Raw genomic sequence first — 24,385 nt, 5'->3', positions numbered from 1 at the left:
CAGCCCGAGCGAAACGCACGGTTCTTCTCGCCGGGGCGTGCGAAGGGCTCGGGGCAGGCGCCCCGCCCGCGTGTCGTACACTCTTGGGCGGCATGGCAGGGCGAGAGGGGCGGAGGCACCGTGGCGGAGACGGCAACGGACAGGCTGAGGTTGGTGATCGGCGACGAGGGGCTCGCGCGGCTCGCGTCGTCGCGCGTGGCGGTGATCGGGCTCGGCGGCGTGGGGTCGTCGTGCGCGGAGGCGCTCGCCCGCGGCGGCGTGGGGCACCTCGTGCTGCTCGACCGCGACGTCGTGGCGCCGAGCAACATCAACCGCCAGGCGCTCGCGTTCACGAGCACCATAGGTCGCCCCAAGGCCGAGGTCATGCGCGCCATGGCGCTCGACATCAACCCCGCCGCCGACGTCGTCGCCGTGACCGCGTTTCTCGACAAGGACGCGCTGCCCGAGCAGATGGACGCCCTCGGACCCCTCGACTACGTGATCGACGCCATCGACACCGTCGCCCAGAAGCTGCGCCTGGCGGCCTGGTGCCAGGAGCGCGGCGTCCCGGAGCTCTCCGCGATGGGCGGCGCCAACAAGCTCGACCCGTGCCGGCTGCGCTTCGCCCGCATCGAGGACACCGTCAACTGCCCGCTCGCGCGCGTGATGCGCAAGGAGTGCCGCCGCCGCGGCATCCGCGGCCTGTGCGTGCTGTTCTCCGACGAGGAGCCCGTGCGCATGGAGGCGATCTCCGACGAGCGCTGGATGCGCGAGGGGTCGCTCCTGGGCACGATGAGCTACCTGCCGCCCATCATGGGGCAGATGCTCGCGAGCCGCGCCATCCGCGACCTCCTGGGCTGGGCGTAGGGCGTCAGTCGCGCAGGGCGCAGGCGAGAAGGACGTCCACCACCAGCGCGCACGCAAGCGCCGGGAGGATGCCGAGCAGTCCCGCGAGCCCGACGGCGAACAGGGACAGCGCGCCGCACACGAAGCCCGTCGCCCGAAGCGAGCCCGAGCCCCGCGCACGACGCGGGTCGTCGAAGGCCGCGCTGAGCGTGAGGGCCACGATGAGCGCCCAGGCGAGCAGGACGGTCGGCGCCGCGGGCGCGGTCCCGAGCGCGGGGGTCGCCAGGGCGACGCCCGCCGCCGAGGCGGCCAGCGCCACCACGAGCGCGGGCAGCGAGTCGAGCGCGAGGAGCTGGAGCGTCCCCATGGGCAGCTGCGCACGGACGAGGCGGTTTCGGCAGTCCTCCCGGAAGACGTGGGCGAGCGGGCACGGCTCGCGCAGGGCGAGCGTCGCGCAGAGGTACCACGAGAGCAGCACGCCCGCGCTGGCGCGCGCCTCGATGAGCAGCGCCCCCATCGGGACCATAAGCGCCCCCCACGACAGGATCCCCAGCAGCGCCGAGGGGTGGCGCGCTAGGCTCGCGAGGGCGTGGGAGACGGCCGCCGCGGGACCGTGCCAGAAGTGCCAGGTCCTTCTCGCCCGGGGGTGATGCGCCAGGCGGCGGCGCCGGCACGCCTCCCGATAGGCGCCGGAGTTGACGAGGGAGAGAAAGCGCAGCGACCGGCGCGCCGCATAGAGCTCGTTGTCGTCGACGACGAAGGCCATGTCGGCGCGCGACGCGAGCCTGAGCGCGGCGGCGAACAGGACGACGCCGAGGACGAGCGCCGCGGGCGCGAGGGCGACGCCCGCCAGAAAGACGAGCGTCGGCAGGAAGGCGAGCAGGGCGACGGACGCCAGCGCGGCAAGGGCGCCGGAGGCGAGCGTGACCGCGAGGCGGCGACGGCGTGGCGCGGCGCTTCTCGCCAGGCCGGCGAGGGTGCCGAGCAGGCGGACGGCGGGCATCACGGTCGCGCCGAGCGCCGCCCAGGCGAGCCGGCTCGGGGCGAGCGCGAGCACGCCGAGGAGGTAGGACCCCAGCGCGCCCGCCGCACAGGCGGCGACGAGTCCCCGGACGAGCTGGACGGCGAGCAGGTCGCGCGGGCTCGCGACGCGGGAGAGCCAGGCGATGTCGGGGCCGGCGAGGCGCAGCGGGGTCTCGCGCAGGGCGAGGAGCGACCAAGCGGCGAGCGCCGACGCAGGAACGAGGGCGAGAAGGAGCATCGAGAGCGCGCCCGCGACCGAGCCGAGGGCGTCGCGCGCGCCCTCCACGAGGGAGACGACCTGAGCCCACGAGAGCGCAACCACCACGGCGGCGATCGCCAGCAGGTAGAGCTGGTAGGCGCGCTCGAGAAAGCCGCGGTCCTCGTCGATGTCGGCGCCCGCGGCGAACAGCAGGAAGCGCAGGTCGCTTCTTGCGTGGCGCAGTTCGAGCCGGGCGAGGAGCCCCAGGGGGCCGCGGGCGCTCACCCCAGGCCCCCGGCCGGGCGGAGGGTCCCGTCAGCGAGCTCGAGCGTGAGGTCCGGATTGAGGCCGGGAACGTCGTGATGGCAGCTCAGCAGCACGGCCGTGCCCTCGGAGGCCGCCGCGGCGAGCTCCCCGGAGAGCACGAGCGAGGCCTCGTGGTCGAGCGGTCCGTGGGGCTCGTCGAGCAGGAGCACGCGCGGGCGCAGCGCGAGGGCGAGCACGAGCGCGAGCTTCTCCCTCATGCCGCGCGAGTACGCGGAGGGAAGGAGGCGCTCGCGACCCGCAAGCCCAAAGCGCTCGAGGAGCTGCTCGGCGCGCGGGCGGGCCTCGTCGGCGCGGTTTGCGGCGAGGATGAGCTCGACGTGCTCGATGGCCGTGAGGTCGTCGTAGAAGGTGGGCACGTCGGGCACGAAGGAGAGCGTGCCCGGCTCCAGGCGCGTGCGGCCGGTGAAGGGGCTGCCCAGGAGGCGTATCTCGCCCTCGCGCGGCGCGAGCCAGCCCGCCAGGCAGCGGAAGAGCGTCGACTTCCCCGCCCCGTTCGGACCGACGAGAAACGCCACCTGCCCGGGCGCGAGCGAGAACGACACGTCCTCCCAGACGGGCACGTCCCCGTATCCGAAGCTAAGGTCGCGAACCTCAAGTGCAGCGCCCATGCGCCCCCTCCCCTCGCGATGCGAGGCAGCATATCACCACCGCCGCCCAGCTCCAAGCCGACCTCCTTGTAGGCGCATGCCGACACGTTCCCGGCCAGAAGTGTCGGTACGCGCCTACGGACCCCACCGCGTAAGCGCTTGCCGACACTTTCCCCTCAAAAACCGTCGGCACGCGCCTACAGACCCGCCCCCCAGCCCGAGCGAGGGCCACAACGCAGGGCGCCCGCCCTTCTCGGCCGGCGACTTCTGCGCAACGCGCAGTGAGCCGGCGAGAAGGACGGGCGCCCCCAGGTGCGTACGGACCTACGAGAAGTCGGCGATCTGCGCCTTGAGCTGCTCGATCGTCGCCGTGAGCTCAGCGGCCTGCGCGCGCTTCTTCTCGATGACGGCCGGCGCAGCCTTGGCGACGAAGCCCTCGTTGGCAAGCGTGCGCTCGACGCCCGCGAGGTCCTTCTCGGCACGGGCGAGCTCCTTGGCGAGGCGCGCGGACTCCGCAGCGAGGTCCACGAGGTCGCCCACGCGGACGAAGATCTCGAGCGCCCCGTCGGCGACCGACACGCAGCCCTCGCCCTTCTCGACGTCGGACCCGGCGGAGAACGCGGCGACGTGGCCGACGCTCCTCACGAAACCCTCCTGGCCGACGAGCACGGCCGCGTCGTCGTCGGAACAGCGCACGAGCACGTCGAGCTCGGCGCGGGGCGAAAGGCGGTAGCGGGCGCGCGTGGAGCGCACGCAGGAGATGACGCGCTTGGCGAGCTCGAAGTCGCGCTCGGCGCGCTCGTTCACGAACTCGGAGAAGCGCTCGGGCTCGGGCCAGGCGGCGACCATGAGGAACTGCGCGGAGTGGTCGTCGAGGCCGCTCGCGGGCAGCGCGTCCCAGACGCTCTCGGTCACGAAGGGCATCACGGGGTGGAGCAGCCGCATGCAGGCGTCGAGCACGAAGACGAGGTTGCGCTGGACCTGGAGGCGCTCGTCGGGCGTCCCGTCGAGCAGGCGGCCCTTGCACAGCTCGATGTACCAGTCGCAGACGTCGCCCCAGAAGAAGCTCTGGATCTCGCGCGCGTAGTCGCCGAAGGCGTAGGTCTCGAGCTGCTCGGTGGCGCGCGCCACGGCGCGGGCCAGGCGGCTGAGCATCCAGGCGTCCTCGGGCGTCACCGCCGCGGGCGCGCCCGGCTCGTAGCCCTCGAGGTTCATCTGGACGAAGCGGCTCGCGTTCCAGATCTTGGTCACGAAGCCGCGGGCCTGCTCGGTGCGCGGGCTGTCAATAAGCTCGTGGGTCTTCTTGTCGATGTTGGCGTCGAACTTGACGTCCTGGTTGTTGGTGATGAGCGTGAGGAGGTTGTAGCGCATGGCGTCGGCGCCGTACTTCTCCATGAGCTCCATCGGGTCGACGCCGTTGCCCTTGGACTTGGACATGCGACTGCCGTCCTTGGCCAGGATCGTGGCGTAGATGTAGACGTCGTGGAAGGGCACCTCGCCCGTGAAGTACAGCGAGCTCATGATCATGCGGGCCACCCAGAGGGCGATGATGTCGCGCGCGGTCACGAGGACCTTAGTGGGGTGGTGCTCGGCGAGCTCGGAGGCGTCGTCGGGCCAGCCCTGCGTGGCAAAGGTCCACAGCTGGGAGCTGAACCAGGTGTCGAGCACGTCCTCGTCCTGGTGGACGTGGTGGCCGCCGCACTTGGGGCACGTGTCCACGTCCTCCATGAGGGCGTCCTCCCAGCCGCAGTCCTCGCAGTAGAAGACCGGGATGCGGTGGCCCCACCACAGCTGGCGCGAGATGCACCAGTCCTTGAGGTTGTCCATCCAGGTGAGGTAGGTCTGGGTCCAGCGCTCGGGGTGGAACTTCACCTCGCCGGACTTCACGACCTCGGTGGCGCGCTCCTTGAGCTTGTCCACGGCAACGAACCACTGCTCGGAGAGCCAGGGCTCAAGCGCGGTGTCGCAGCGGTAGCAGTGCATGACGGAGTGGTCGAGCTCCTCGACCTTCTCGAGCAGGCCGTGCTCCTCGAACCACGCGACCACGGCCTCGCGGCACTGGTCGCGGTTCATGCCGGAGAACTCGCCGTAGCCGTCCACGACGACGGCGTGCTCGTCGAAGATGTTGATCTGCTCGAGGTCGTGGGCCTGGCCCATCGCGTAGTCGTTGGGGTCGTGCGCGGGCGTGACCTTGACGAAGCCCGTGCCGAAGCCGGCGTCGACGTGCCAGTCGGAGAAGATGGGGATCTCGCGGTTCACGATGGGCAGCATGACCTTGGCGCCCACGAGCTTGGCCTTCTCGGGGTCGCTCGGCGAGACCGCCACGCCCGTGTCGCCGAGCATGGTCTCGGGGCGCGTGGTTGCCACGGTCACGTACTCGACGCCGTCCACCGGCTCCACGAGCGGGTAGCGCAGGTACCAGAGGTGGCCCTTCTCGTCCTTGTACTCGGCCTCGTCGTCGGAGATGGCGGTGCAGCAGGAGGGGCACCAGTTGACGATGCGCTTGCCGCGGTAGATGAGGCCGTCGTGGTACCAGTCGCAGAAGACCTTGCGCACGGCGCGGGAGAACTCGGGGCTCATCGTGAACTTCTCGTCGGAGAAGTCGATCGAGCAGCCCATGCGCTTGATCTGGGAGACGATGGTGCCGCCGTACTCGCGCGTCCAGTCCCAGCAGGCGTCGAGGAACTTCTCACGGCCGATCTCGAGGCGGCTCACGCCCTCGCTCTTGAGCTTCTTGTCGACCTTGGTCTGCGTGGCGATGCCCGCGTGGTCGGTGCCGAGGATCCAGCGCGTGGAGCGCCCGCGCATGCGGCTGTAGCGCACGTAGGTGTCCTGGATGGAGTCGTCCATCGCGTGGCCCATGTGCAGGATGCCCGTCACGTTGGGCGGCGGGATGACGACGGTGCAGTCGCCCACCCCCTTGCTGCGCTGGTAGCAGCCGGCGTCGATCCACCTCTGGATGAGCTCGGGCTCTGCGGTCTGGGGGTCGTAGGTCTTGGGCATCTCTTCCACGGCATGTCCTCTCGTGGCGCGCGTTCATATCAGCCCAACAGGATAGCACGTGAGCGGGGGCGGGGCCGGGCTCCTCGTCGCGGCGCCGCGCGGGGCGCGACATCGGCGGCGCCTTGGGGTACCGTGGGGAGCGTGCGACGGCTTCGGGAGGACGCGGAGGACCCATGTGCGAGAAGGACGAGACGGCCGGCACCCCATCGCGGACGGACCCGCGGCTCTTTGACGCGCACTGCCACCTCGGCTGGTTCGCCGATCCCGTCGCCGCGGCGCGCGACGGCGCGGCGGCGGGGCTCTCCGCGCTGGCCGTCACGGTGAGCCCGGGCGAGTACCTGGCGCTGCGCGGGCGCCTTGCGGGCGAGAGGAACGTGGCGCTTGCCGCCGGCCTCCACCCGTGGTGGGTGCGCGACGCGCGCGACGCCGACGAGCTCGCCGCCCTGCTGCCGGGTGTGCGCCACGTCGGCGAGGTCGGCCTCGACGCCGCGCCCCGGCGCGTCGCGACGTGGGAGGCGCAGCTCGCCTGCTTCGAGCGCATCTGCGAGGCGTGCGCCCGCACGAGCGACCCCGACGCCCCCAAGGTCGTCTCGGTCCACGCGGTGCGGAGCGCCGGGGCCGCGCTCGACGCCCTCGAGCGCACCGGGGCCGCGGGGTCGTGCCGCTGCGTGCTGCACTGGTTCTCAGGCAGCTCGGACGAGCTCTGGCGCGCGGTGCGCCTGGGGTGCTGGTTCTCGCTCGGGGAGCGCGCGCTCGCGACGCGGCGCGGGCGGGAGTACGCGCGCGTCCTGCCCGCGGGGCGCATCCTCGCCGAGACGGACCTCCCCGAGGCCGAGGGCTCCCCCGCCACAGCCCGTGACGTCATCTCGTCGCTCGAGCGCGCGGTCGCCGGCATCGCCTCCGCGCGCGGGGCCTCCCCCGACGAGACGCGCGCCCTCGTCGCCCGCAACGCGGAGCGCCTCCTGGGCTGACGCGGCACGCGCCGCCGGGTCCGACGGAGGCGCGGCACGAAGTCCTTCTCGCCGGTTTGTGACCGACCGCCCGCAATGGTAGAGTTGACAGGTCGTACAGGACAAGGAACCGAGGACCCATGAAGCCGCTGCGCAAGACAACGCACGTGAGAAACCCGCTCTCGTCCACGATGCTCGCGAGCACCTCCGGCGACCTTGACCTGCCGCTCGACGACGTCGTCATCGTCTTCGCCTGCAGCGAGAACTTCGTCCCGTACCTCTCGGTGGCGATCCAGTCGATCCTCGAGAACGCGAGCGCGAGCCGTCGCTACGACATCGTGGTCCTCACGCGCGACATCTCGCCGGCGAGCATGATCTTGCTCACGCGCCAGACCAAGTCCGACAACGTCGGCATCGGCTTTCTCGACGTGGACGCCGCGCTCGGCGACATCGAGCTCCCCCACCACGGGCACTTCCGGCCCGAGACCTACTACCGCCTGCTCGCGCCGCAGCTGCTGCCCAACGTGGACAAGGCCATCTACCTCGACTCGGACCTCATCGTCGACGACGACGTTGCCGCCCTCTTCGACGTCGACGTCACGGGCTACCCGCTCGCCGCGACGCGCGACGCCGACACCATCGGCCAGATCGACGGGTACGACGCCACCGTGGGACCCTACCTCGCCCACGAGCTCGGCATGAGCGACCCGCACGACTACTTCCAGGCCGGCGTTCTGCTGATGAACCTCGCCGAGCTCAGGCGCACCGTGACCCCCGAGGAGTTCCTCGCCCTGTCGACCGAGCGCATGTGGCGCTGGCTCGACCAGGACGTCCTCAACAAGGTCGTCAACGGAAACTACGTGCGCGTCCACATGCGCTGGAACTACCTCATGGACTGGCAGCACCTGCGCCGCACCCACATCGTCGCCAACGCACCGGCCGACGTGCGCGAGGAGTACGAGCAGGCCGCCGCGGACCCCGCGATCATCCACTTCGCCGGACCGGACAACCGACCCTGGCTCTACCCCGACGCGGACCGCGCCGACCTCTTCTGGCACTACGCCATGCGCTCCCCCTACCTCGACGAGATTCGCGGCCAGCTCGAGGAGTCCCGCGCGTCGGCTGCCGGCCTCGCCAAGCGCCTGCAGGTCATCGCCCTCTACAAGGGCATCATGCCCGCCTTCGACAAGGTGTGCCCCGCGGGCACGCGTCGCCGCAGGGCAATCATCACCACCTACATGAACCTCGGCGGCTCCAACCTGTAAATTGCGGCCAGGCCTCGACTCAAATAACGGATATGCGTACATCGAGGCACGCCCCCAAGGTGCATGATTAGCTCTTCTCGGCCGTTGCGCGGGAGGCGGATGCGGCGCTTAGGAATCCCCGCCCGTTTGCGTCGCGTGCGTCAAGCCTCCGGTTCGGAGCGCGTCGCACGCGGCGGCGATTCCTCTTGTGCTTACGTTCTCTCTGCCGTTGCACCACCGTTCTTCTCGGTGCATAGAAACCCCCGTGCGTTTGAGGGAACGGGAAGCCGCGGGCGAGAAGGACCGAAGAGGGGCGCGCGTCCGATCGCAAACGGGCGCGGATTCCTAAGCGCTCCAAACTCCCCCCGCGCAACGGCCGAGAAGAACAAAGCGCACTCCGGACCAAGCGCTCCCAAACCAAGCGCCAGCCCCACGGCATCGCCGCGAACAAAAAGCGGCGCGCCCGGGCTCGAGGCACCGGGCGCGCCGCGCAGGGGCTTCTTCTTCGCCTGACTAGCCCTCCAGGTGGTGCTTGCCGTGCGCCTTAGTGACCAGGCGCGGGCTCGCGCCGCCCCCGACGCTCTCCTTGGTGACGATGACCTTGGTGATGTCGAGGTCGCTCGGCAGGTCGAACATCGTGTCCTGCAGCGTGGCCTCGCAGATGGCGCGCAGGCCGCGGGCGCCGGTGCCGCGCTCGAGCGCCTGCCGCGCGATCTCCACGAGCGCGTCGTCCTCGAAGACCAGCTCGACGCCCTCGAGCTCGAACATGCGCCTGTACTGCTTGACGAGGGCGTTGCGGGGCTGCGTGAGGATGGCGACGAGGTCGTCCTCGGTGAGCTCCCGCGTCGCGGTGATCACGGGGATGCGGCCGAGGAACTCGGGGATCATGCCGAACTTGTGGAGGTCCTGGGGCATGACCTGGCCCATGAGGTAGTCCTCGTCCTTCTCGGCGTTCCTCCCGACCTCGGCGGCAAAGCCGACGCCCTTCTTGCCGATGCGGTCGGCGACGATCTTGTCGAGCCCGACGAAGGCACCGCCGCAGATGAACAGGATGTTGGTGGTGTCGATGCGAATGAGCTCCTGCTGGGGGTGCTTGCGGCCGCCCTGCGGGGGCACGCTCGCCTCGGTGCCCTCGAGGATCTTGAGGAGCGCCTGCTGCACGCCCTCGCCGGAGACGTCGCGCGTGATGGAGAGGTTCTCGGCCTTGCGGGCGATCTTGTCGATCTCGTCCACGTAGACGATGCCCACCTGCGCGCGCTCCACGTCGCCGTCAGCGGCGGTGATGAGCTTGAGCAGGATGTTCTCGACGTCCTCGCCAACGTAGCCGGCCTCGGTGAGGGTGGTGGCGTCCGCGATGGCAAACGGCACCTCGAGGAAGCGGGCGAGCGTCTGCGCGAGCAGCGTCTTGCCGGTGCCGGTGGGGCCCAGCAGCAAGATGTTGCTCTTGGCGATCTCGACCTCCTCGGCGCCCTCCTCAACCTCGTCGTTTCCGGAGAGGATGCGGCGGTAGTGGTTGTAGACGGCCACGCTCATGGCGCGCTTGGCCTGCTCCTGCCCCATGACGTACTGGGAGAGCTCGTCGTAGATCTCGTGGGGGGTGGGGAGGTCCTTGATGGGCGGCATCCCCTCCTCGAGCTCGAGCGCCTCGTCGTCATCGGGGAACTCCGCCTCGTCGATCATGTCGGAGCACGCGTGGACGCACTCGTCGCAGATGTAGACGCCGCCGGGGCCCGCGATGAGCTTGCTCACCTGGCTGCGGGTCTTGCCGCAGAACGAGCAGCGCATCTCGCTCCCGAAGCCACCGTAGCTGTCGTTGTTGGACATGGGCTACTCCTGGCTCTGGTCGGCGCGCGACGTGATGACCTTGTCGACCAGGCCGTACGCGCAGGCCTCCGAGGCGCGCATGTAGTTGTCGCGCTCGGTGTCCGCGTTGATCCGCTCGATGGGCTGGCCGGTGGCCTCGGCGAGGATCTCGTTGAGGCGGTTGCGGATCCAGCGGGTCTCGTCGGCCACGATCTGGATGTCGGTCTGCTGCCCCTGGACGCCCGAGCTCGGCTGGTGGATGAGCACCATCGAGTTGGGCAGGGCGAGGCGCTTGCCCTTTGCGCCGGAGGCGAGGATGGCGGCGCCCATGGAGGCGGCCATGCCCACGCAGATGGTGGAGACGTCGGGCTTGATGAAGTTCATCGTGTCGATGATGCCGAGGCCCGAGTAGACGTCGCCGCCGGGCGAGTCGATGTAGAGCGCGATGTCCTTGTCGGGGTCCTGGCTCTCGAGGTGGAGGAGCTGCGCGATCACGAGGTTCGCCGAGTCGCGCGTCACCTCCTCACCAAGAAACACGATGCGGTCGTTGAGCAGGCGGGAGTAGATGTCGTAGCTGCGCTCGCCGCGCGGCGTCTGCTCGACGACATAGGGTATGAGCGGGATGTTGGTGGGCTGGTGCATGGATGCTCCGTTTCTTGTAGAAAGCCCCGGACGAGGTCGGGCTCGCCCGGGGCGCTTCGTCGTGCGGAGCGAGGGACTACTCGGCGTCCTTCTCGCCCTGCTCCTTGGCGCGCTCGGCCACCTCGTCGACGATGTTCACCTTGCAGTTCTCGACGAGCCAGTCGAGGGCCTTGGTGCGACGGATGGAGTCGCGGATGGCGGGCAGGCGACCCTCGTTCTTCCACTCCTTGTAGGAGGCGTCGACGTCCTCGACGCCGGCCTTCTCGAACTCGGCGCGGACCTCGTCCTCGCTGGCCTCGAGGCCGAGCTTGGCGGCCACGGCGTCGAGGGCGAGCGACTGGCGCGCACGCTCCTCGGCCTGGACGCGCAGGTCGGCGATGAAGTCGTCGGACTTGATGCCGCGGGCGCGCAGGAACATGTCGAGGGAGACGTTCTGGCGCTGCAGCTGACCGAGGAACTCCTGCGCGAGCTCGTTGAAGATCTCGTTCTGGTAGGCCTCGGGCACGGTCTCGAGGTCGAGCAGCTTGCCCACGGCCTCGACGACGCGGTCCTCCTTGAGGTTGAGGATGGAGGTCTTCTTGTCGCCCTCGATCTCCTCCTTGACGGCCGCCTTGAAGGCGTCGACGGTGTCGTAGCCGTACTTCTTGGCCATCTCGTCGTCGAGCTCGGGGGTGACGGCCTTCTTGATGGCGTTGAGCGTCACCTTGACGGAGAAGGTGTGGGAGTGCTCCTCGCCCTCGTGGACGTGGGTGTGCGTCCACTCGATGGCCTTCTCCTCCCCCTTCTTCATCCCGACGATGCCCTCCTGGAGCTGCTCGGGGACCTGCTGGCCGTCGAGGGCGAGCAGGCGGTTCTTGCCCGCGAGGTGGCCGGCGCCGTCAACGTTCTCGATGTCGACGGAGACGACGTCGCCGGGCTCGACGGCGCGGTCCTCCTCGACGTCCTCGTAGGTCACCTGGTAGCTGAGGAGCTGGTTGATCTGCCAGTCGATCTCGGCCTCGGTGGCCTCCTCGGGCGGGAGGTTGATCTCGGGGGCGTCATAGGAGGTGAGCTCAGCCGCGGGGCGGACGCCGATGGTGGCGTCGACGACGTAGTCGGCGCCCTCGGCGGCGAGCTCGGGGTCGGCGCCCTCGGGGCCAAAGCTCACGCGGCCCACGGGAGTGACGTCGAGCTCCTCGAGCATCATGGGCTCGAGGGCATTGAGCAGGTCGTTGGTGGCCTGGGCGAGCACCGCCTCGCGGCCGATGATGCCGTCGATCACCGGACGGGGCGCGTGGCCGCGACGGAAGCCCTGGAAGTTGTACTTCTTGGCGATGTCGCGATAGGTCTTCTTGATGGCTGCGTTGACGTCGGCGGCGGGGACGGTGACCTTGGCGGCCATCTTCTCGTCGACGGGCTGCTCAGCGGTGACGGTGATCTTCAACGTTCCTCCAGTGTCTCGTGCCTGGCGGGCCGGCCCCGCCATGTTTCCCTGCGTGGTGCGGGCGAAAGGAATCGAACCTTCACGGGGTCTCCCCCACTGGAACCTAAATCCAGCGCGTCTACCAGTTCCGCCACGCCCGCGGTTTTCACAGCCTTTGAATCATAGCAAACTTCTACAGGATACCCGCATCTCGGCAGATAATTCACGCGCGGCGAGAAGAACCGGCGAGCCGGGGGCGCGGGCGCACGGTCCAAGGCGCCGGCCCGAGCCGGACGCACGGAATCGGACGCAAGGGCGTGCGCCTGGCTCGGGGCATGCGAGAAGAGCGCGCAGGCCGTCAGTTCTTCTCGCCGTCCACGTAGTAGCTGGCCTGAGCCTCCCACATCCTTGCGTAGAGGCCACCCGCGGCGAGCAGCTCCTCGTGGGAGCCGCGCTCGGCCACCCGCCCGCCGTCGAAGACGATGATGTCGTCGCAGAAGCGGCAGCTGCTCATGCGGTGCGAGATGTAGATCGCGGTCTTGCCGGCAACCATCCGGTCGAAGCCGGCGTAGACCTCGGCCTCGCTGATGGGGTCGAGCGCGGCCGTGGGCTCGTCCAGGATCACGACCGGCGCGTCCTTGTAGAGCGCGCGGGCGAGCGCAAGCTTCTGCGCCTGGCCGCCGGAGGGCGCCACGCCCGGGCCCAGGTCGTTGTAGAGGCGGGTCTCGAGGCCGTCCGGCCACCCGCGCACGAAGCCGGCGTCGGCCTGGTCAAGCGCCGCCCAGAGGCGAGCGTCGTCGCGCGGGTAGCCGGCGGCGAGGTTCTCCCACACCGGGAAGGCGAAGAGCTTGAAGTCCTGGAAGACCACCGCCATGAGGTCGCGGTACTCGTCCTCGTCGTACTTCTCGACGTCGATGCCGTTGAGCGTGATGCGACCGGACGTGGGGCGGTACAGGCGGCACAGCAGCTTGATGAAGGTGGTCTTGCCCGCGCCGTTGGGGCCCACCACGGCCATCTTGCGTTTGGTGCCCAGCCTGACACGTGGGGCGCGGCGGGCCGGCAACCCACGCGACGCCGTTGCGGCCCCTATGGGAGGGGCGACCGCGCACACCTTTCCATTTTTGGGGCGCCGCTCGCCAAAATGAGAGGGTGTGCGCGGTCGGCGACGGCGCACTCCGGCCGAACGGCCCGCCCGTCGCCAAGCGAGGCGGGCACGCGGCGAGAAAGCCCCGGCCTGTGCTTTGGGGGTCGCGGATTTGCGCGCGTCCCGCGCGCACCGAGCGGCGTCTGCCCAGTTGGGCGAGACACGCCCCCCATCGGCGGTTCGGCCGGCGGGGGCAGAGGCTCGGCAAGTGCGATAATGGCGCGCGAGCACACGCACGGAAGGGAGCCGCATGCAGCCCATCAATGCCAGGCCTTTGCCGGACGACCGGCACGCGTGCATCCTCTGGCTGTCGCGCGCGGGCTTCGTGCCCGGGGCGGACGGCAGCCCCGTCGAGGCCGAGCCCTCCCCCGCCTCCGCCGCCGCGCGCGTGGCCGAGGGCCTCCTCTCCTCGCGCCTCTTCCCGCCGGGGCGCCACGGTGCCGGCATGAGCCGGCTGCAGGTCAGCGAGATCTGCTCGCTCCGGCACGGGCTCGTGGTCGGGCCCGACATGAAAAGCGTCGCCGCCCTCCACGAGGCCATCGTGCTCGTCACGCCGCTCGCGGACGGCCGGCTGCCGGGCGTCGTCGCCGATGCGCTCACGCGGTTCGGCCCGCACGACCTTACGGGCGCCACCGTGCTGCCGGTCGTGACGCTCGCGGACAGCACGGGGGAGCCCGGCGAGGCGCTTCTCGCGGACCTGCGCTCCGTGCTGCCCGGCGCGGCGATCGCCGATCCCGTCGCCCTTCTCGGCACGACGGAGTACGAGATGGCGCCTCAGCTCGAGCCTCGCCTCGACGAGCTCGTCCGCTAGGCCCGAGTCGCCCGACCTAGGCGCGGCGCAGGCGCACGGCCGTCCCCGAGCAGCAGGTCATGATCATGCCCTCGAAGGTCTCGTAGCCGATGCTCGCGCCCACGACGGCGTCGGCGCCGAGCTGGGCGGCGCGCTGCTGCATCTCGTCGAGCACCTCGTTGCGGGCCTGCTGGAGCTCCTCCTCGTAGCCCGCCGAGCGCCCTCCGAAGACGTTCCTGATCCCGGCGCCGAGGTCGCGGAACATGTTGATGCCGCTCACGGCCTCGCCGGTGACGATGCCCAGGTACTCCACGATCTGGTGCCCCTCGACGGAGTTGGTGGTGGTAACGATCATCGCGTCTCCTCTCTCGACGATGCGAAGGGACCGTCCCCTCGCATCACTAGCGTAATGACAAGGGCGGCGCCGTCGAGGCGAGCCGAGAGCCGCATCCCCTGGGCGGCGGCGAGCTGGGCGGCAACGGCGAGCCCGAGGCCGGAGCCGGCCGTCGCGCGCGAGGCGTCGGCCTGGTAGAAGCGCTCGAAGAGCCGATCGGCGTCGATGGCGCCGGGGTCGGCGACCGGGTTGGAGAACTCCACGTCGACGCGGTCCCCCTCGCCCGTCGCCACCCGCACGGAGAGCGGCCCGCTCCCGTGCCTCAACGCGTTTGCCACGAGGTTCTCCGCGATGCGCGAGAGCGCGTCGGAATCGGCGATCACCGTGGGCGCGGGGTCGCGCACCTCGAGCGCGGGCTCCCAGCCACGCGCCTCGAACTCGGGGTAGTGGCCCAGGAGGGCCTGCTCGAGCAGCGGGCGCAGCGCGACCGGCCCCAGCTCGAGCGGGGTGTCCGGGTCGGCGGCGCGCGCGTAGGAGAAGAGCTCGTCGAGAAGCCCCGACATCGCCGCGAGACGGGCGTCTGCCGCGGCGAGCTGGGCGTCCTTGCGCCCGGGATCGGCCTCCTCGCGCGCGAGCTGCAGATAGCCACGGGCCCCGGTGAGCGGCGTCCGCACGTCGTGGGAGAGCGCGGAGAGCCCGCGGGAGAACTCGTCGGCTGCCCGCAGCGCCTCGACGCGCTCGGCGTCCGCCGCGTCGAGCTCGGCGTTCACGGCATCCACGAGGCCCACCATCCCGGGCAGGCGACTGCCGCAGGTGAGCCGCGCGTTGCTCGCGCGCTCGCGGCTCACGAGGAAGCGCGACTGTCGGGCGAGCTCGCTCGCGTAGCACGCGAGCACGAAGAGCGCGCCAAACCCCATGCCGAGCGCGATGGCCACCACGAGCACGAGTCCCTCTGCCATGCGAAACCTCTCCACGACACGTCCCAGCCATTCCATCCTAGAGCCTGCGAGCAGCCATTCCGCCACAGAGTAGAGCCAGTGGTAGAGCGGCTCGAGGAGCGCGTCCGGGCTCATGCCACGTCACGCCTCGAGCCCACGGCGGCCGAGAGCGCCGCGCACGCGAGGCAGAGCGGCGCGCAGACGACGAGCGCGCGGAGGGCCGGGGCCACGCCGGTCGAGTCGACGGCGAGCATCGCGGCCGCGCCCTGCTCAATCGAGCGCATCGTGACGTAGGGCGTCCACGCCAGCGCTGCCTCCAGGGCAGGCCCCCAGCCAAGGCCGAACATGTTGCTCACGAGCAGGAGGAACGAGAAGAACCCCTGCTCGAACACAGCCGAGAGCAGCAGGAAGGCGACGATGAACGCTATCGCTCGAATGCGCGTGAGCTGGCCCGCGAGCAGCACGACGAATGCGTAGGCGCACGCCACGAGCCATCCCTCGACCGCCCAGACAGCAATCTGCCAGAGCGGCTCGACGTTTGCCACCGGGCGCATGGTCACGAAGGCCCCGACGCCGCTGAGGGCGAGGTAGGCGAGCAGGGCAGCGCCCGAGAGGATGACCGTGAGCAGGCACTTCTCGGCAAAATAGGCGCTGCGCCCACGAAGCGACGAGAGGAGCGTGCGGTCAAAGCCGGTGTCCGAGTCGGCGGTCGAGAGATGCGCGGCCACGAATGGCGCGACCATGACAGCGAGCCCGATGCTCGAGCCGCGGCCGGCGAGGCGGAGGGCGCCGGAGCTCGTAGTGAGGCCGTCGTAGACGACCCCGGGCTCGAGCGGCCACCAGATCGTGAAGACGGCCGAGCCCAGGGTGGCGAGCGCCACGAGCGCGAGCACCACCCACGGCCATCGCGAGCGGGCCACACGGTAGAGATCGGACCTGAGCAGGGCGATCATGCGACATCCCTCCTTGAGACGAGCAGCGCGTCGGCGGCGACGGTCGCCACGATGGTCGGCATGCAGACGACGAGCGCGCGCACGGCGGGCGCCAGGCGCACCGCGTTGTCCGCCGAGAGGAGCGCCCCGGCGCCCTCGCCGATGGCGCTGACGACCTGCGCGGGCAGCCACGGGGCAACGGCGGCGGAGAAGTCGAGGAAGCTGCCCCCCGCAAGGTAACAGAGGGCGTCGATGCCCACGACGACACCCCCCTCGAGCAGCCCCGTGGACGCGAGGATCGCAAAGCCCATGCTCACCGCCTCGCTGCGAGTGAGGTGCGCCACGAGCACGGTGAGCACCGCGTAGGTCGAGCCCACGAGCCAGTTGCATCCAAACCAGACCGCCACCTGCCACGCGGGCTCGGGGGCGAGGACGGGCACGCCGGAGATCGGCACGGCAATAAGCCCCAGCACCAGCGCGACGACCAGCGTGGCCATGGCGAGAAGGACCGAGAACGCGCACTTCTCGACAAACCACGCCACGCGCCCGCGGCGGCTCAGCGAGGAGAGGACCGAGCGGCCAAAGCCGATGTCATTCCGGTCGCTGCACACGATCGCCGCCATGACGGCGGCGAGGATCTCGATGCCGCCGAGGCTCAGCGCCGACCCGGTGAGGCTGTCGAAGGCGACGGGGCCCATGCTCGTCCAGCGCATGAGCAGGGCGGGAGCGAACGTCAGGAGCGCCATGAGGGCAAGAATCACCCAGGCCCAGCGGGAGCGCACGACGCGATAGGCGTCCGCGCGCAGCAGGGCCATCATCGGGCCTCACCGTCTTCAGCGTGCAAAGGTGCCTGTCCCTTTTGCACGCCCATGAGCTCGACGAAGTACTCCTCGATGTCGCGCTCGACGGTCGCGAGCTCGCGGACCTCGACGCCGGCCGAGAAGCACGCGGAGCTCACCTCGTCGAGCGAGGAGCCCGTGACCACGAGGGCACCGTCGGGCTCCGCGCGGAAGGCGGCGGACGGGAGCGCCTGCTCGAGGAGGGCCAGGCCGCGCTCGGGGCGGGCGAGGCGCACGCGCACGGAGCTGCCGCAGCGCTCGTGGAGCTCCACGTCGGTAAACTCCGCGGTGAGGCGACCCGCGGAGATGACGCCGAAGCGCGTGGCCACGCGGTCGAGCTGGTCGAGGACGTGGCTCGAGATCACGACGGTGACCCCGTGCTCGTGGTTGAGCCGCACGAGGGCGAGGCGCATGGCGCGCGTAGCCTCGGGGTCGAGCCCGTTGAACGGCTCGTCGAGCATCAGCAGGTCGGGCGCGCCCACAAGCGCGAGCGCGAGCCCCAGGCGCTGCCGCATGCCGAGCGAGTAGGCCTTCACGCGGCGGTGGTCGCACGGGTCGAGGCCGACGAGCGCGAGCAGGTCGTCCGCAACGGCGCCGGCGTGCGTGAGGCCGAGGGCGAGGGCCTTGGCAACGAGGTTGTCTCGGGCGGTGAGGCTGGCCAGGACGCCGGGGCTCTCGATGAGGGCACCGATGCGCGAGAAGCCCTGCGGGGTGGCGCCGCCGCCCACGGGGTCGCCGAAGAGGACGACCTCGCCGGCCGTGGGGCGCGCCAGGCCGCAGACCATCTTCATCGTGGTGGACTTGCCCGACCCGTTCCTGCCCACGAAGCCGTAGATGTCGCCCGCGGCGACGGTCATGTCGAGGCCGTCGACGGCAAGCTTGCTCCGGTAGCGCTTGGTGAGGCCGTGCGTCTCTATGACGTTCACGCTCGCTCCTTTCTAGAGGCTGCCTCTCAGTCTGGCGGGCAGTCCTTTAGAAACCGTGAGCCAAATCTAAAGAAATCTTGAGAGTGATCCAATTGGGGATAGGCCCCTCTTTGATCACGCGAGCTTGAAGCCCATGCCCCAGACGGTCTTGAGGTAGTCGTCGGTGCCGGTGGCACGCAGCTTGGCGCGGATGTTGGAGACGTGCGCCGCAACGGTGGAGTCGTCGCCGGCGAAGGGCTCGCCCCACGCCAGCTCGAAGAGCTCCGACTTTGAGAACACGCGGTTGGGCCTGCGAACGAGGGTCTCGAGAATGTTGAACTCGATCTTGGTGAGCGCGACCTCCCCGCCCTTCTCGCCGGCCTCACCGGGAGCCACCGCGAGCGTGCGGGCCTCGGGGTCAAGCTCCCAGCGCCGCCAGGTCAGGACTCCTCCCACGGGGCCCGTCGACCCGCGGTGCCGCAGCTGCACCTCCACGCGCGCGGCCAGCTCGTCGAGGTCGAAGGGCTTGGTGAGGTAGTCGTCGGCGCCTAGGTGCAGCAGGTCGATCTTGTCCGCGGCGGCAGTGCGCGCGGAGATCACGATCACGGGCGTCGCCTCGTCGCGCTCGCGAATGAGCCCCACGAGCTCCTCCCCCGTCGCGCCCGGAAGCATGAGGTCGCAGATGACGACGTCGTAGGACGCGTCCCTCTCGCCCGCGCCGCCCAGCAGCAGGCGCGCCTCAGAGCCGGAGAACGCCTGCGTAACGGCGTGGCCGTCGCGCGAGAGCCGAGTGGCCACCACGTCGTTGATTGCCGCGTCGTCCTCTATCACCAGCACCCGCGCCATGATTCTCCAAAGTAATGAAGTGACCGTCCCTTCGTATCATAGCGGCATGGACCCCAGAATGATTCAAAAGGGGACTGTCCCCTTTTGAATCATGGGGATGTAAGGGCGGCCATCCAAGCGTAAGTATCCGCTCCCCCTTGTTAAGAGCGCCGTAATCAACGGTCAGCGCAGCGAAAGGGCTCCCCAAACGCGAACGATTCCACCGCAAGCGGACTCTAACGTAACTCTCGGCTTGGCCGACGACACGAAGCCGTCGGCAAATGGGAAAGGCAATCGAAGGGAGCTCTTGTGAACAACACCAGCGCGCGTGGCATCTCTCGCCGCTCATTCCTCGGCATGCTCGGCATGGCGGGCTTTGCCTGCGCGGCGGGCCTCGGCCTCACCGGCTGCGAGGACAGCGCCGCCCCCGCGACGGAGGCCGTGGACTACAACTCCATGTCGCTGGACGACATCATCGCCCAGGCCAAGGAGGAGGGCCAGATCAACTCCGTGGGCATGCCGGACACCTGGGCCAACTGGGTCGGCACCTGGGATGACATCGAGGAGAAGTACGGCATCACGCAGGCCGACCAGGACATGTCCTCCGCCGAGGAGATCGCCATGTTCAAGCAGGAGGGCACCGACGGCACCAAGGACATCGGCGACGTGGGCCAGCAGTGGGGCCCCACCGCCGAGGCCGAGGGCGTGACCCTCAAGTACAAGACCAGCTACTGGGACGAGATTCCCGACTGGGCCAAGGACGACGACGGTGACTGGGTCGTGGGCTACTACGGCACGATGTCGATCATCTCCAACGACGACCAGGTCCCCAACCCGCCCACGACGCTCGCTGAGCTCGCCGACGGCGACTACAAGGTCTCCATCGGCGACATCACGGCCGCCGCGGCCGCGCAGCACGCGGTGCTCGCCATCGCCGTCGCCCTGGGCGGCGGTCTTGACGACATGCAGCCCGCCTACGACTTCATCACCAAGATCGCCGAGGCCGGCCGCCTGGACGTCTCCGACGTCTCCGTCGCCCGCCTGGAGTCCGGGGAGGTCGCCGTGGGCCTCAACTGGGACTACAACTCCCTCAACTACCGCGCCCAGATCGTCGAGAACAACCCCGACGCCAAGTTCACGGTGAGCATCCCCACGGACGGCTCCGTGCAGTCCGGCTACGCCACCATCATCAACGCCAACGCGCCGCGCCCCGCCGCCGCCTGCCTCGCCCGCGAGTACATCCTGTCCGACGAGGGCCAGATCAACCTCGCCCGCGGCTACGCCACGCCCATCCGCAGCTCCGTGGAGCTTCCCGAGGACGTCAAGGCGCTGCGCCTCCCCGATGAGCAGTACGGCGACCAGGTCCAGTCCATCGACTACGACAAGTGGACTGACGTCACCAACGAGCTCGTGACCTGGTACCAGGAGAACATCATCCCCATCCTGGGCTAAACGCACGACGATCACCCGCCGCCGTCATCGGCGCACCCGGGCGGCCTCAGGGCCGCCCTTCTTCTTGGGGCCCAGCGTTCTTCTCGCCAGCAGGCCCTGCGGGGCGAGAAGGACGCGGCCTCTCACCACTGACCAGCACAGAAACCGTGTAAGGAGGTACCGTGGCAGACATCTCTCAGGCAGGCGCCGCCCTCGCCGCAGACGCCGCCGCGTCAGGAGCAGGACGGACCGCCGCCCACGCCTCGGCCGAGGAGGCCAGGCCACCGAGGGGCCGCAAGTGGGTCGGCTACATCGCCTTTCTCCCCTTCCTGCTCGTGATCGTGGGATACGAGCTGCTCCCGCTCGCGCAGCTCGTCCTGGACAGCCTTATTGGCAAGGAGTCCGGCGCCTTCGGCCTCGAGAACTTTATCAAGGTCTTCACCACCCCGCTCTACCAGCAGTCCATTATCAACAGCGTGTGGATCAGCCTGGTCTCAGCCGTTGTGGGCATCGTCGTGTCGTTCCTTGCGGCGCGCTTTGCCTACGAGTCGAGCGAACGCGTGCGCAACGCCTTCACGATGGTCCTCAACATGATGTCCAACTTCTCCGGCGTGCCCCTGGCGTTTGCCTTCATGATCCTCATGGGCAACTCCGGCGTCCTCACCATCCTGGGCGAGCAGTGGGGAATCCCCTTCCTCGCTGACTTTGACCTCTACACCGGCGAGGGCCTGCTCGTGCTCTACATCTACTTCCAGATCCCGCTGGCGACGCTGCTGCTCCTGCCCGCCTTCAGCGGCATCAAGAAGTCGTGGCGCGAGGCGGCGATCATCCTGCAGGCATCCCCGCTGGACTACTGGTTCAGGATCGTGATCCCCAACCTCATGCCGTCCATCCTGGGCACCCTCTCCGTGCTCTTCTCCAACGCGCTGGCCGCGTACGCCACCGCCTTTGCCGTCGTCATGAACAACTACGCGCTGCTCCCCCTGCAGATCACGTCCAAGTTCAAGGGCGACGTGCAGATCGACGCCGCGACGGGCGGGGCGCTGGCCGTGGTGCTCATCATCCTGATGGTCGTCTGCACGCTCATCAACAACTACTTCACCAAGCGCGCATCCAAGGGGCGTGAGATCATATGAGTCTGAAGACCAAGGCCGTCGGGGCATCCGCCCCTGACAAGAAGACCCCGCTCGCCGCAAGGATCTTCCTGGGCGTCGTCGCCCTGTACCTGCTGGTTCCGTTTCTCACCACGCTCGTGTACTCGCTCTTCGTCGAGTGGACCGACGTCCTTCCCTCGGGCTTCACGCTGCGCAACTACGCGGAGCTCTTCACCAACTCGACGTTCTGGTTCTCCATCGGCCGCACGCTCGTCCTGTGCCTGGTGAGCGTGGCCATCACCATCGTTCTTCTCCTCCTGGCCATGTACGTCGTCGTGGCCGTGAACCGCAGGCTGGGGCGCTTCATGCAGTTTGTCTGCATGATTCCCTACGCTCTCCAGGGCGTCATCCTCTCCATCGGCATCATCTCGCTCTACACCGGAACCGGGACGATCCTCTCCAACCGCATGTTCATGCTCTTTGGCGCCTACACCATCCTCGTGCTGCCCTACATCTACCAGGGCATCCGCAACGCGCTCAACGCCATCGACGCGAACATGCTCATCCAGGCGGCAGAGATGCTCGGCTGCGGCCGCTTCCGCGCCTACGTGCAGGTGGTGCTCCCCAACATCGTGTCGGGCATCCTTGTCTCGAGCCTCCTGGCCGAGAGCATCGTCTTTGGCGACTTCGTTCTCGCCAACAACATCGCGGGCACCAACTACCAGAACATCCAGGTGTTCCTCCAGGCCAACATGGCCCGCTCCAGCGGCCTGTCGAGCGCCATCGTGGTCGTCATCTTCCTCGTGGTGGCGGCGGTGACCGCGCTCGTCCTCAAGCTCCAGCACACCTCTCAGAACAAGTAAGGAGTCAGCCAGATGGCCTACATTGAGTTCAGGGACGTCGTCAAGCGCTTCGGCGACAACACCGTCCTCGACCACATCAGCTTTGGCATCCAGCAGGGCGACCTCGTGACGCTGCTCGGACCCTCCGGCTGCGGCAAGTCCACGCTGCTGCGATGCCTCTCCGGGCTCGAGACCGTCACCGAGGGCCAGATCGTGCTCAACGGCCGCGACGTCACCAACGTGCCCGCCAGCAAGCGCAACATCGGCATGGTCTTCCAGCAGTACAGCCTCTTCCCCAACATGACCGTCGAGCAGAACGTGGCCTTTGGCCTCAAGATGAAGAAGGTCGACCCGGCCACCACCGAGCGCAAGGTGCGCGAGGCCATCGCCATGGTCGAGCTCACCGGCAAGGAGCGGGCGTACCCCGCCAACCTCTCCGGCGGCCAGCAGCAGCGCGCCGCCCTCGCGCGCTCCATCGTGACCGAGCCCTCCGTGCTCCTGCTCGACGAGCCGCTTTCGGCGATCGACGCCAAGCTCCGCAAGGCCCTCCAGTCCCGCATCCGCGAGATCCACCAGGAGCTCGGCCTCACCACGATCTTCGTCACGCACGACCAGGACGAGGCCATGGTCATGTCCGACGTGATCCAGCTGTTCCACGCGGGCCGCATCGAGCAGGCCGGCAGCCCCGTCGAGGTATACACGAGCCCCGTCTCCGAGTTCGCCGCGAGCTTCATCGGCAGCTACAACCAGCTCTCCGGCGCCCAGTTCAAGGCGATCTCCGGCAGCGACGTGCCCGCGGGCAACGTCGTCGCCATCCGCCCCGAGACCATCGGCATCTCCCGCGAGCGCCCGACCGACGCCGACGGCTACGTCGTCGTGGGCACCGTCGCCGACAGCACGCCGCGCGGCAACGTCCTGCGCTACACCGTGCGGGTCGGCCAGACCACGCTGCTCGTCGACGTGCTCTTCCGCAGCTTCCACATGTTCGACGACGGCGAGACCGTCTACCTCACCCTCCCCGAGCGCGACTGCCTCGTCATCCCCGAGAACGCCCGCAGCGCGGCGTAGCGCCGGGCGAGAAGACCCTCCCTCCCGGCCCGCACGCCCCGGCGTGCGGGCTCCCCGCGTGCAAAGGGGACCGTGCAAAGGGGACAGGCACTTTTGCACGGCCGGAGGCAGCGTGCAAAAGTGCCTGTCCCCTTTGCACGGTCCCCTTTGCACGCCCCACCGACAGCAAGGAGTGAACATGCCCTTCCACGACCAGGTATTTCTCGCCCCGGGCAGCAACCGCTACAAGGGCAACCTCCACAGCCACACCACCAACTCCGACGGGCTCCTCACCCCCGCGGAGTCCGTCGCCGCCTTCCGCGAGCGCGGGTACGACTTCCTCTGCCTCTCCGAGCACGACCTCTACACGGACCTCTCCGGCGAGTTCGACGACGAGGGGTTCGTCATCCTGCCCGGTCTCGAGGCGTCGGCCTACCTCTACGCCGACGAGACCGAGACCGTGCGTCTGAGGTGCCACCACATGCACGGCATCCTGGGCACCGACGAGATGGTCGCCGCGGCCGAGCGGCGGTTCTCGCACCTGGAGCGCCTCGAGCCCCTCCGCTTCCACGGGTCCTGGGACGGGGAGGCGGTCGCCGAGCGGCTGGCCGCCGAGCTCGCTGCGCGCGGGTGCGCCGTGACCTACAACCACCCCATCTGGAGCCGCGTCGAGCCCGACGACTTCTGCGGCGCGAAGGGCTACTTCGCGCTCGAGATCTTCAACTACGACACGGTGAACGAGTCGGGCACCGGATATGACGTCACGTACTGGGACCTCATGCTGCGACGCGGCAGGCGCGTGCTCGGCTTCGCGTCCGACGACAACCACAACGAGGGCCTCTTCGACGACGCCTTTGGCGGCTGGGTCACGGTGTGCGCGCCCGAGCTCACGCGCGACGCCGTGGTGCGCGCGCTGCTGGCGGGCGACTTCTACTCGAGCTCGGGCCCCGAGATCTGCGGCTGGGGCGTGCGTGACGGCGTCGCGTGGGTGGAGTGCAGCCCGTGCGAGCGCGTGAACTTCGTGGCGGGCGGCCCCGTCAACGCGGGTGGCACCGTGATCGCCCCCGAGGGCGAGCTGCTCGAGCGCGCCGAGTTCAGGCTGCGCGGCGGCGAGACCTACCTGCGCGTCGAGTGCGTCGACGCCCATGGGCGCACGGCGTGGTCGAACCCCGCCTTCGCGGACGAGGCGTAGGCGTCCGCGAGCCCTTCTCGCCTGCCGCGGCCGCCTCGGCTGCGTGCCCTTCTCGCCTGCACGGCCG

The 24,385-nt window shown here is 69.3% G+C and carries 22 protein-coding genes and 1 tRNA gene; 9 read left to right on the top strand and 14 right to left on the bottom strand.

The window, feature by feature from the left end; all coding sequences use genetic code 11:
* Positions 1 to 120 precede the first annotated feature (120 nt).
* Entirely contained in the window at positions 121 to 846 is a 726-nt protein-coding gene (locus BQ7106_RS01915) for a tRNA threonylcarbamoyladenosine dehydratase (RefSeq protein WP_072370374.1), read from the top strand.
* A gap of 4 nt (positions 847 to 850) precedes the next feature.
* Here BQ7106_RS01915 and BQ7106_RS01910 read toward each other — a convergent pair whose 3' ends face one another.
* The 3 genes from BQ7106_RS01910 to BQ7106_RS01900 form a co-directional block, all read right to left on the bottom strand.
* Entirely contained in the window at positions 851 to 2,332 is a 1,482-nt protein-coding gene (locus BQ7106_RS01910) for a hypothetical protein (RefSeq protein WP_072370371.1), read from the bottom strand.
* On the bottom strand, positions 2,329 to 2,982 hold the full coding sequence (locus tag BQ7106_RS01905; RefSeq protein WP_072370368.1) for an ABC transporter ATP-binding protein: 654 nt from the start codon (positions 2,980 to 2,982) through the stop codon (positions 2,329 to 2,331). The genes BQ7106_RS01910 and BQ7106_RS01905 overlap by 4 nt, the downstream gene beginning before the upstream one ends.
* A 303-nt stretch (positions 2,983 to 3,285) precedes the next feature.
* Positions 3,286 to 5,973 carry a valine--tRNA ligase gene (locus tag BQ7106_RS01900; protein ID WP_072370364.1) on the bottom strand — a complete coding sequence of 896 codons (2,688 nt, stop codon included), beginning with the start codon at positions 5,971 to 5,973 and terminating at the stop codon, positions 3,286 to 3,288.
* 164 nt (positions 5,974 to 6,137) lie between these two features.
* Here BQ7106_RS01900 and BQ7106_RS01895 point away from each other — a divergent pair, with 164 nt between their 5' ends.
* Together BQ7106_RS01895 and BQ7106_RS01890 are read left to right on the top strand one after the other, a co-directional pair.
* Positions 6,138 to 6,935: a TatD family hydrolase gene (locus BQ7106_RS01895; protein WP_072370360.1), complete on the top strand. Its 798-nt coding sequence runs from the start codon at positions 6,138 to 6,140 to the stop codon at positions 6,933 to 6,935.
* A gap of 119 nt (positions 6,936 to 7,054) precedes the next feature.
* Positions 7,055 to 8,179, top strand: a complete 1,125-nt coding sequence (locus tag BQ7106_RS01890) for a glycosyltransferase family 8 protein (RefSeq protein ID WP_240307401.1) — start codon at positions 7,055 to 7,057, stop codon at positions 8,177 to 8,179.
* Positions 8,180 to 8,671: 492 nt separating this feature from the next.
* On the opposite strand, the gene clpX is transcribed toward BQ7106_RS01890, so the two are convergent.
* The 5 genes from clpX to BQ7106_RS11420 all read right to left on the bottom strand — a co-directional run bounded on the left by clpX (position 8,672) and on the right by BQ7106_RS11420 (position 13,401).
* Positions 8,672 to 9,982, bottom strand: a complete 1,311-nt coding sequence (gene clpX, locus BQ7106_RS01885) for an ATP-dependent Clp protease ATP-binding subunit ClpX (protein ID WP_072370357.1) — start codon at positions 9,980 to 9,982, stop codon at positions 8,672 to 8,674.
* A 3-nt stretch (positions 9,983 to 9,985) separates the two neighbouring features.
* Positions 9,986 to 10,603 (bottom strand): ATP-dependent Clp protease proteolytic subunit, encoded by a 618-nt coding sequence (locus tag BQ7106_RS01880; RefSeq protein ID WP_072370354.1) that lies wholly within the window; start codon positions 10,601 to 10,603, stop codon positions 9,986 to 9,988.
* Between the two features lie 76 nt (positions 10,604 to 10,679).
* On the bottom strand, positions 10,680 to 12,026 hold the full coding sequence (tig, locus tag BQ7106_RS01875; protein ID WP_205407648.1) for a trigger factor: 1,347 nt from the start codon (positions 12,024 to 12,026) through the stop codon (positions 10,680 to 10,682).
* A gap of 53 nt (positions 12,027 to 12,079) precedes the next feature.
* Positions 12,080 to 12,166 (bottom strand) — tRNA-Leu (locus BQ7106_RS01870).
* 197 nt (positions 12,167 to 12,363) lie between these two features.
* Positions 12,364 to 13,401, bottom strand: a complete 1,038-nt coding sequence (locus tag BQ7106_RS11420; protein WP_275886717.1) for an ABC transporter ATP-binding protein — start codon at positions 13,399 to 13,401, stop codon at positions 12,364 to 12,366.
* On the opposite strand from BQ7106_RS11420, the gene BQ7106_RS11120 reads away from it, so the two are divergent.
* Positions 13,400 to 13,960: a hypothetical protein gene (locus tag BQ7106_RS11120; RefSeq protein WP_205407646.1), complete on the top strand. Its 561-nt coding sequence runs from the start codon at positions 13,400 to 13,402 to the stop codon at positions 13,958 to 13,960. The genes BQ7106_RS11420 and BQ7106_RS11120 overlap by 2 nt on opposite strands.
* Positions 13,961 to 13,976: 16 nt before the next feature.
* On the opposite strand, the gene BQ7106_RS01855 is transcribed toward BQ7106_RS11120, so the two are convergent.
* From BQ7106_RS01855 to BQ7106_RS01830, 6 genes are all read right to left on the bottom strand, one after another.
* Positions 13,977 to 14,294, bottom strand: coding sequence for a YbjQ family protein (locus BQ7106_RS01855; protein WP_072370345.1), 318 nt, complete (start codon positions 14,292 to 14,294; stop codon positions 13,977 to 13,979).
* Complete coding sequence (locus BQ7106_RS01850) at positions 14,291 to 15,346, bottom strand: sensor histidine kinase (protein ID WP_240307400.1); 1,056 nt, start codon at positions 15,344 to 15,346, stop codon at positions 14,291 to 14,293. Before BQ7106_RS01850 ends, BQ7106_RS01855 begins: the two co-directional genes overlap by 4 nt.
* On the bottom strand, positions 15,343 to 16,164 hold the full coding sequence (locus tag BQ7106_RS01845) for a hypothetical protein (RefSeq protein WP_072370337.1): 822 nt from the start codon (positions 16,162 to 16,164) through the stop codon (positions 15,343 to 15,345). The genes BQ7106_RS01850 and BQ7106_RS01845 overlap by 4 nt, the downstream gene beginning before the upstream one ends.
* On the bottom strand, positions 16,161 to 16,958 hold the full coding sequence (locus BQ7106_RS01840; protein WP_072370333.1) for a hypothetical protein: 798 nt from the start codon (positions 16,956 to 16,958) through the stop codon (positions 16,161 to 16,163). Before BQ7106_RS01840 ends, BQ7106_RS01845 begins: the two co-directional genes overlap by 4 nt.
* On the bottom strand, positions 16,958 to 17,908 hold the full coding sequence (locus BQ7106_RS01835; RefSeq protein WP_072370330.1) for an ABC transporter ATP-binding protein: 951 nt from the start codon (positions 17,906 to 17,908) through the stop codon (positions 16,958 to 16,960). The genes BQ7106_RS01840 and BQ7106_RS01835 overlap by 1 nt, the downstream gene beginning before the upstream one ends.
* Positions 17,909 to 18,022: 114 nt before the next feature.
* Positions 18,023 to 18,733: a response regulator transcription factor gene (locus BQ7106_RS01830; RefSeq protein WP_072370328.1), complete on the bottom strand. Its 711-nt coding sequence runs from the start codon at positions 18,731 to 18,733 to the stop codon at positions 18,023 to 18,025.
* A gap of 288 nt (positions 18,734 to 19,021) precedes the next feature.
* Here BQ7106_RS01830 and BQ7106_RS01825 point away from each other — a divergent pair, with 288 nt between their 5' ends.
* The 5 genes from BQ7106_RS01825 (at position 19,022) to BQ7106_RS01805 (ending at position 24,318) form a co-directional block, all read left to right on the top strand.
* Positions 19,022 to 20,164: an ABC transporter substrate-binding protein gene (locus tag BQ7106_RS01825; protein WP_240307399.1), complete on the top strand. Its 1,143-nt coding sequence runs from the start codon at positions 19,022 to 19,024 to the stop codon at positions 20,162 to 20,164.
* A 161-nt stretch (positions 20,165 to 20,325) separates the two neighbouring features.
* Entirely contained in the window at positions 20,326 to 21,279 is a 954-nt protein-coding gene (locus tag BQ7106_RS01820) for an ABC transporter permease (RefSeq protein WP_205407645.1), read from the top strand.
* Positions 21,276 to 22,100, top strand: a complete 825-nt coding sequence (locus BQ7106_RS01815; protein ID WP_072370325.1) for an ABC transporter permease — start codon at positions 21,276 to 21,278, stop codon at positions 22,098 to 22,100. The genes BQ7106_RS01820 and BQ7106_RS01815 overlap by 4 nt, the downstream gene beginning before the upstream one ends.
* A 12-nt stretch (positions 22,101 to 22,112) precedes the next feature.
* Complete coding sequence (locus tag BQ7106_RS01810) at positions 22,113 to 23,147, top strand: ABC transporter ATP-binding protein (protein ID WP_072370322.1); 1,035 nt, start codon at positions 22,113 to 22,115, stop codon at positions 23,145 to 23,147.
* 178 nt (positions 23,148 to 23,325) lie between these two features.
* A complete protein-coding gene (locus tag BQ7106_RS01805) occupies positions 23,326 to 24,318 on the top strand; it encodes a CehA/McbA family metallohydrolase domain-containing protein (RefSeq protein WP_072370319.1) in 993 nt (330 codons plus the stop codon).
* The last annotated feature ends 67 nt before the right edge of the window (positions 24,319 to 24,385 follow it).

Origin of the sequence: Thermophilibacter mediterraneus (assembly GCF_900119385.1) — a bacterium.
GTDB classification, from domain to species: Bacteria; Actinomycetota; Coriobacteriia; order Coriobacteriales; family Atopobiaceae; genus Thermophilibacter; species Thermophilibacter mediterraneus.
This window is presented reverse-complemented; position numbering and strand designations above follow the sequence as displayed.

Excerpts from the sequence above, each read along its gene's own strand:
- clpX (WP_072370357.1), bottom strand. The coding sequence starts at position 9,982 with ATGTCCAACAACGACAGCTACGGTGGCTTCGGGAGCGAGATGCGCTGC.
- BQ7106_RS01850 (WP_240307400.1), bottom strand. The coding sequence starts at position 15,346 with ATGAGCCCGGACGCGCTCCTCGAGCCGCTCTACCACTGGCTCTACTCT.
- BQ7106_RS01805 (WP_072370319.1), top strand. The coding sequence starts at position 23,326 with ATGCCCTTCCACGACCAGGTATTTCTCGCCCCGGGCAGCAACCGCTAC.
- BQ7106_RS01845 (WP_072370337.1), bottom strand. The coding sequence starts at position 16,164 with ATGATCGCCCTGCTCAGGTCCGATCTCTACCGTGTGGCCCGCTCGCGA.
- BQ7106_RS11420 (WP_275886717.1), bottom strand. The coding sequence starts at position 13,401 with ATGCGGCTCCCTTCCGTGCGTGTGCTCGCGCGCCATTATCGCACTTGC.
- BQ7106_RS01905 (WP_072370368.1), bottom strand. The coding sequence starts at position 2,982 with ATGGGCGCTGCACTTGAGGTTCGCGACCTTAGCTTCGGATACGGGGAC.
- BQ7106_RS11120 (WP_205407646.1), top strand. The coding sequence starts at position 13,400 with ATGCAGCCCATCAATGCCAGGCCTTTGCCGGACGACCGGCACGCGTGC.
- BQ7106_RS01855 (WP_072370345.1), bottom strand. The coding sequence starts at position 14,294 with ATGATCGTTACCACCACCAACTCCGTCGAGGGGCACCAGATCGTGGAG.
- BQ7106_RS01880 (WP_072370354.1), bottom strand. The coding sequence starts at position 10,603 with ATGCACCAGCCCACCAACATCCCGCTCATACCCTATGTCGTCGAGCAG.
- BQ7106_RS01840 (WP_072370333.1), bottom strand. The coding sequence starts at position 16,958 with ATGGCCCTGCTGCGCGCGGACGCCTATCGCGTCGTGCGCTCCCGCTGG.
- BQ7106_RS01830 (WP_072370328.1), bottom strand. The coding sequence starts at position 18,733 with ATGGCGCGGGTGCTGGTGATAGAGGACGACGCGGCAATCAACGACGTG.
- BQ7106_RS01895 (WP_072370360.1), top strand. The coding sequence starts at position 6,138 with ATGTGCGAGAAGGACGAGACGGCCGGCACCCCATCGCGGACGGACCCG.
- BQ7106_RS01890 (WP_240307401.1), top strand. The coding sequence starts at position 7,055 with ATGAAGCCGCTGCGCAAGACAACGCACGTGAGAAACCCGCTCTCGTCC.
- BQ7106_RS01815 (WP_072370325.1), top strand. The coding sequence starts at position 21,276 with ATGAGTCTGAAGACCAAGGCCGTCGGGGCATCCGCCCCTGACAAGAAG.
- BQ7106_RS01810 (WP_072370322.1), top strand. The coding sequence starts at position 22,113 with ATGGCCTACATTGAGTTCAGGGACGTCGTCAAGCGCTTCGGCGACAAC.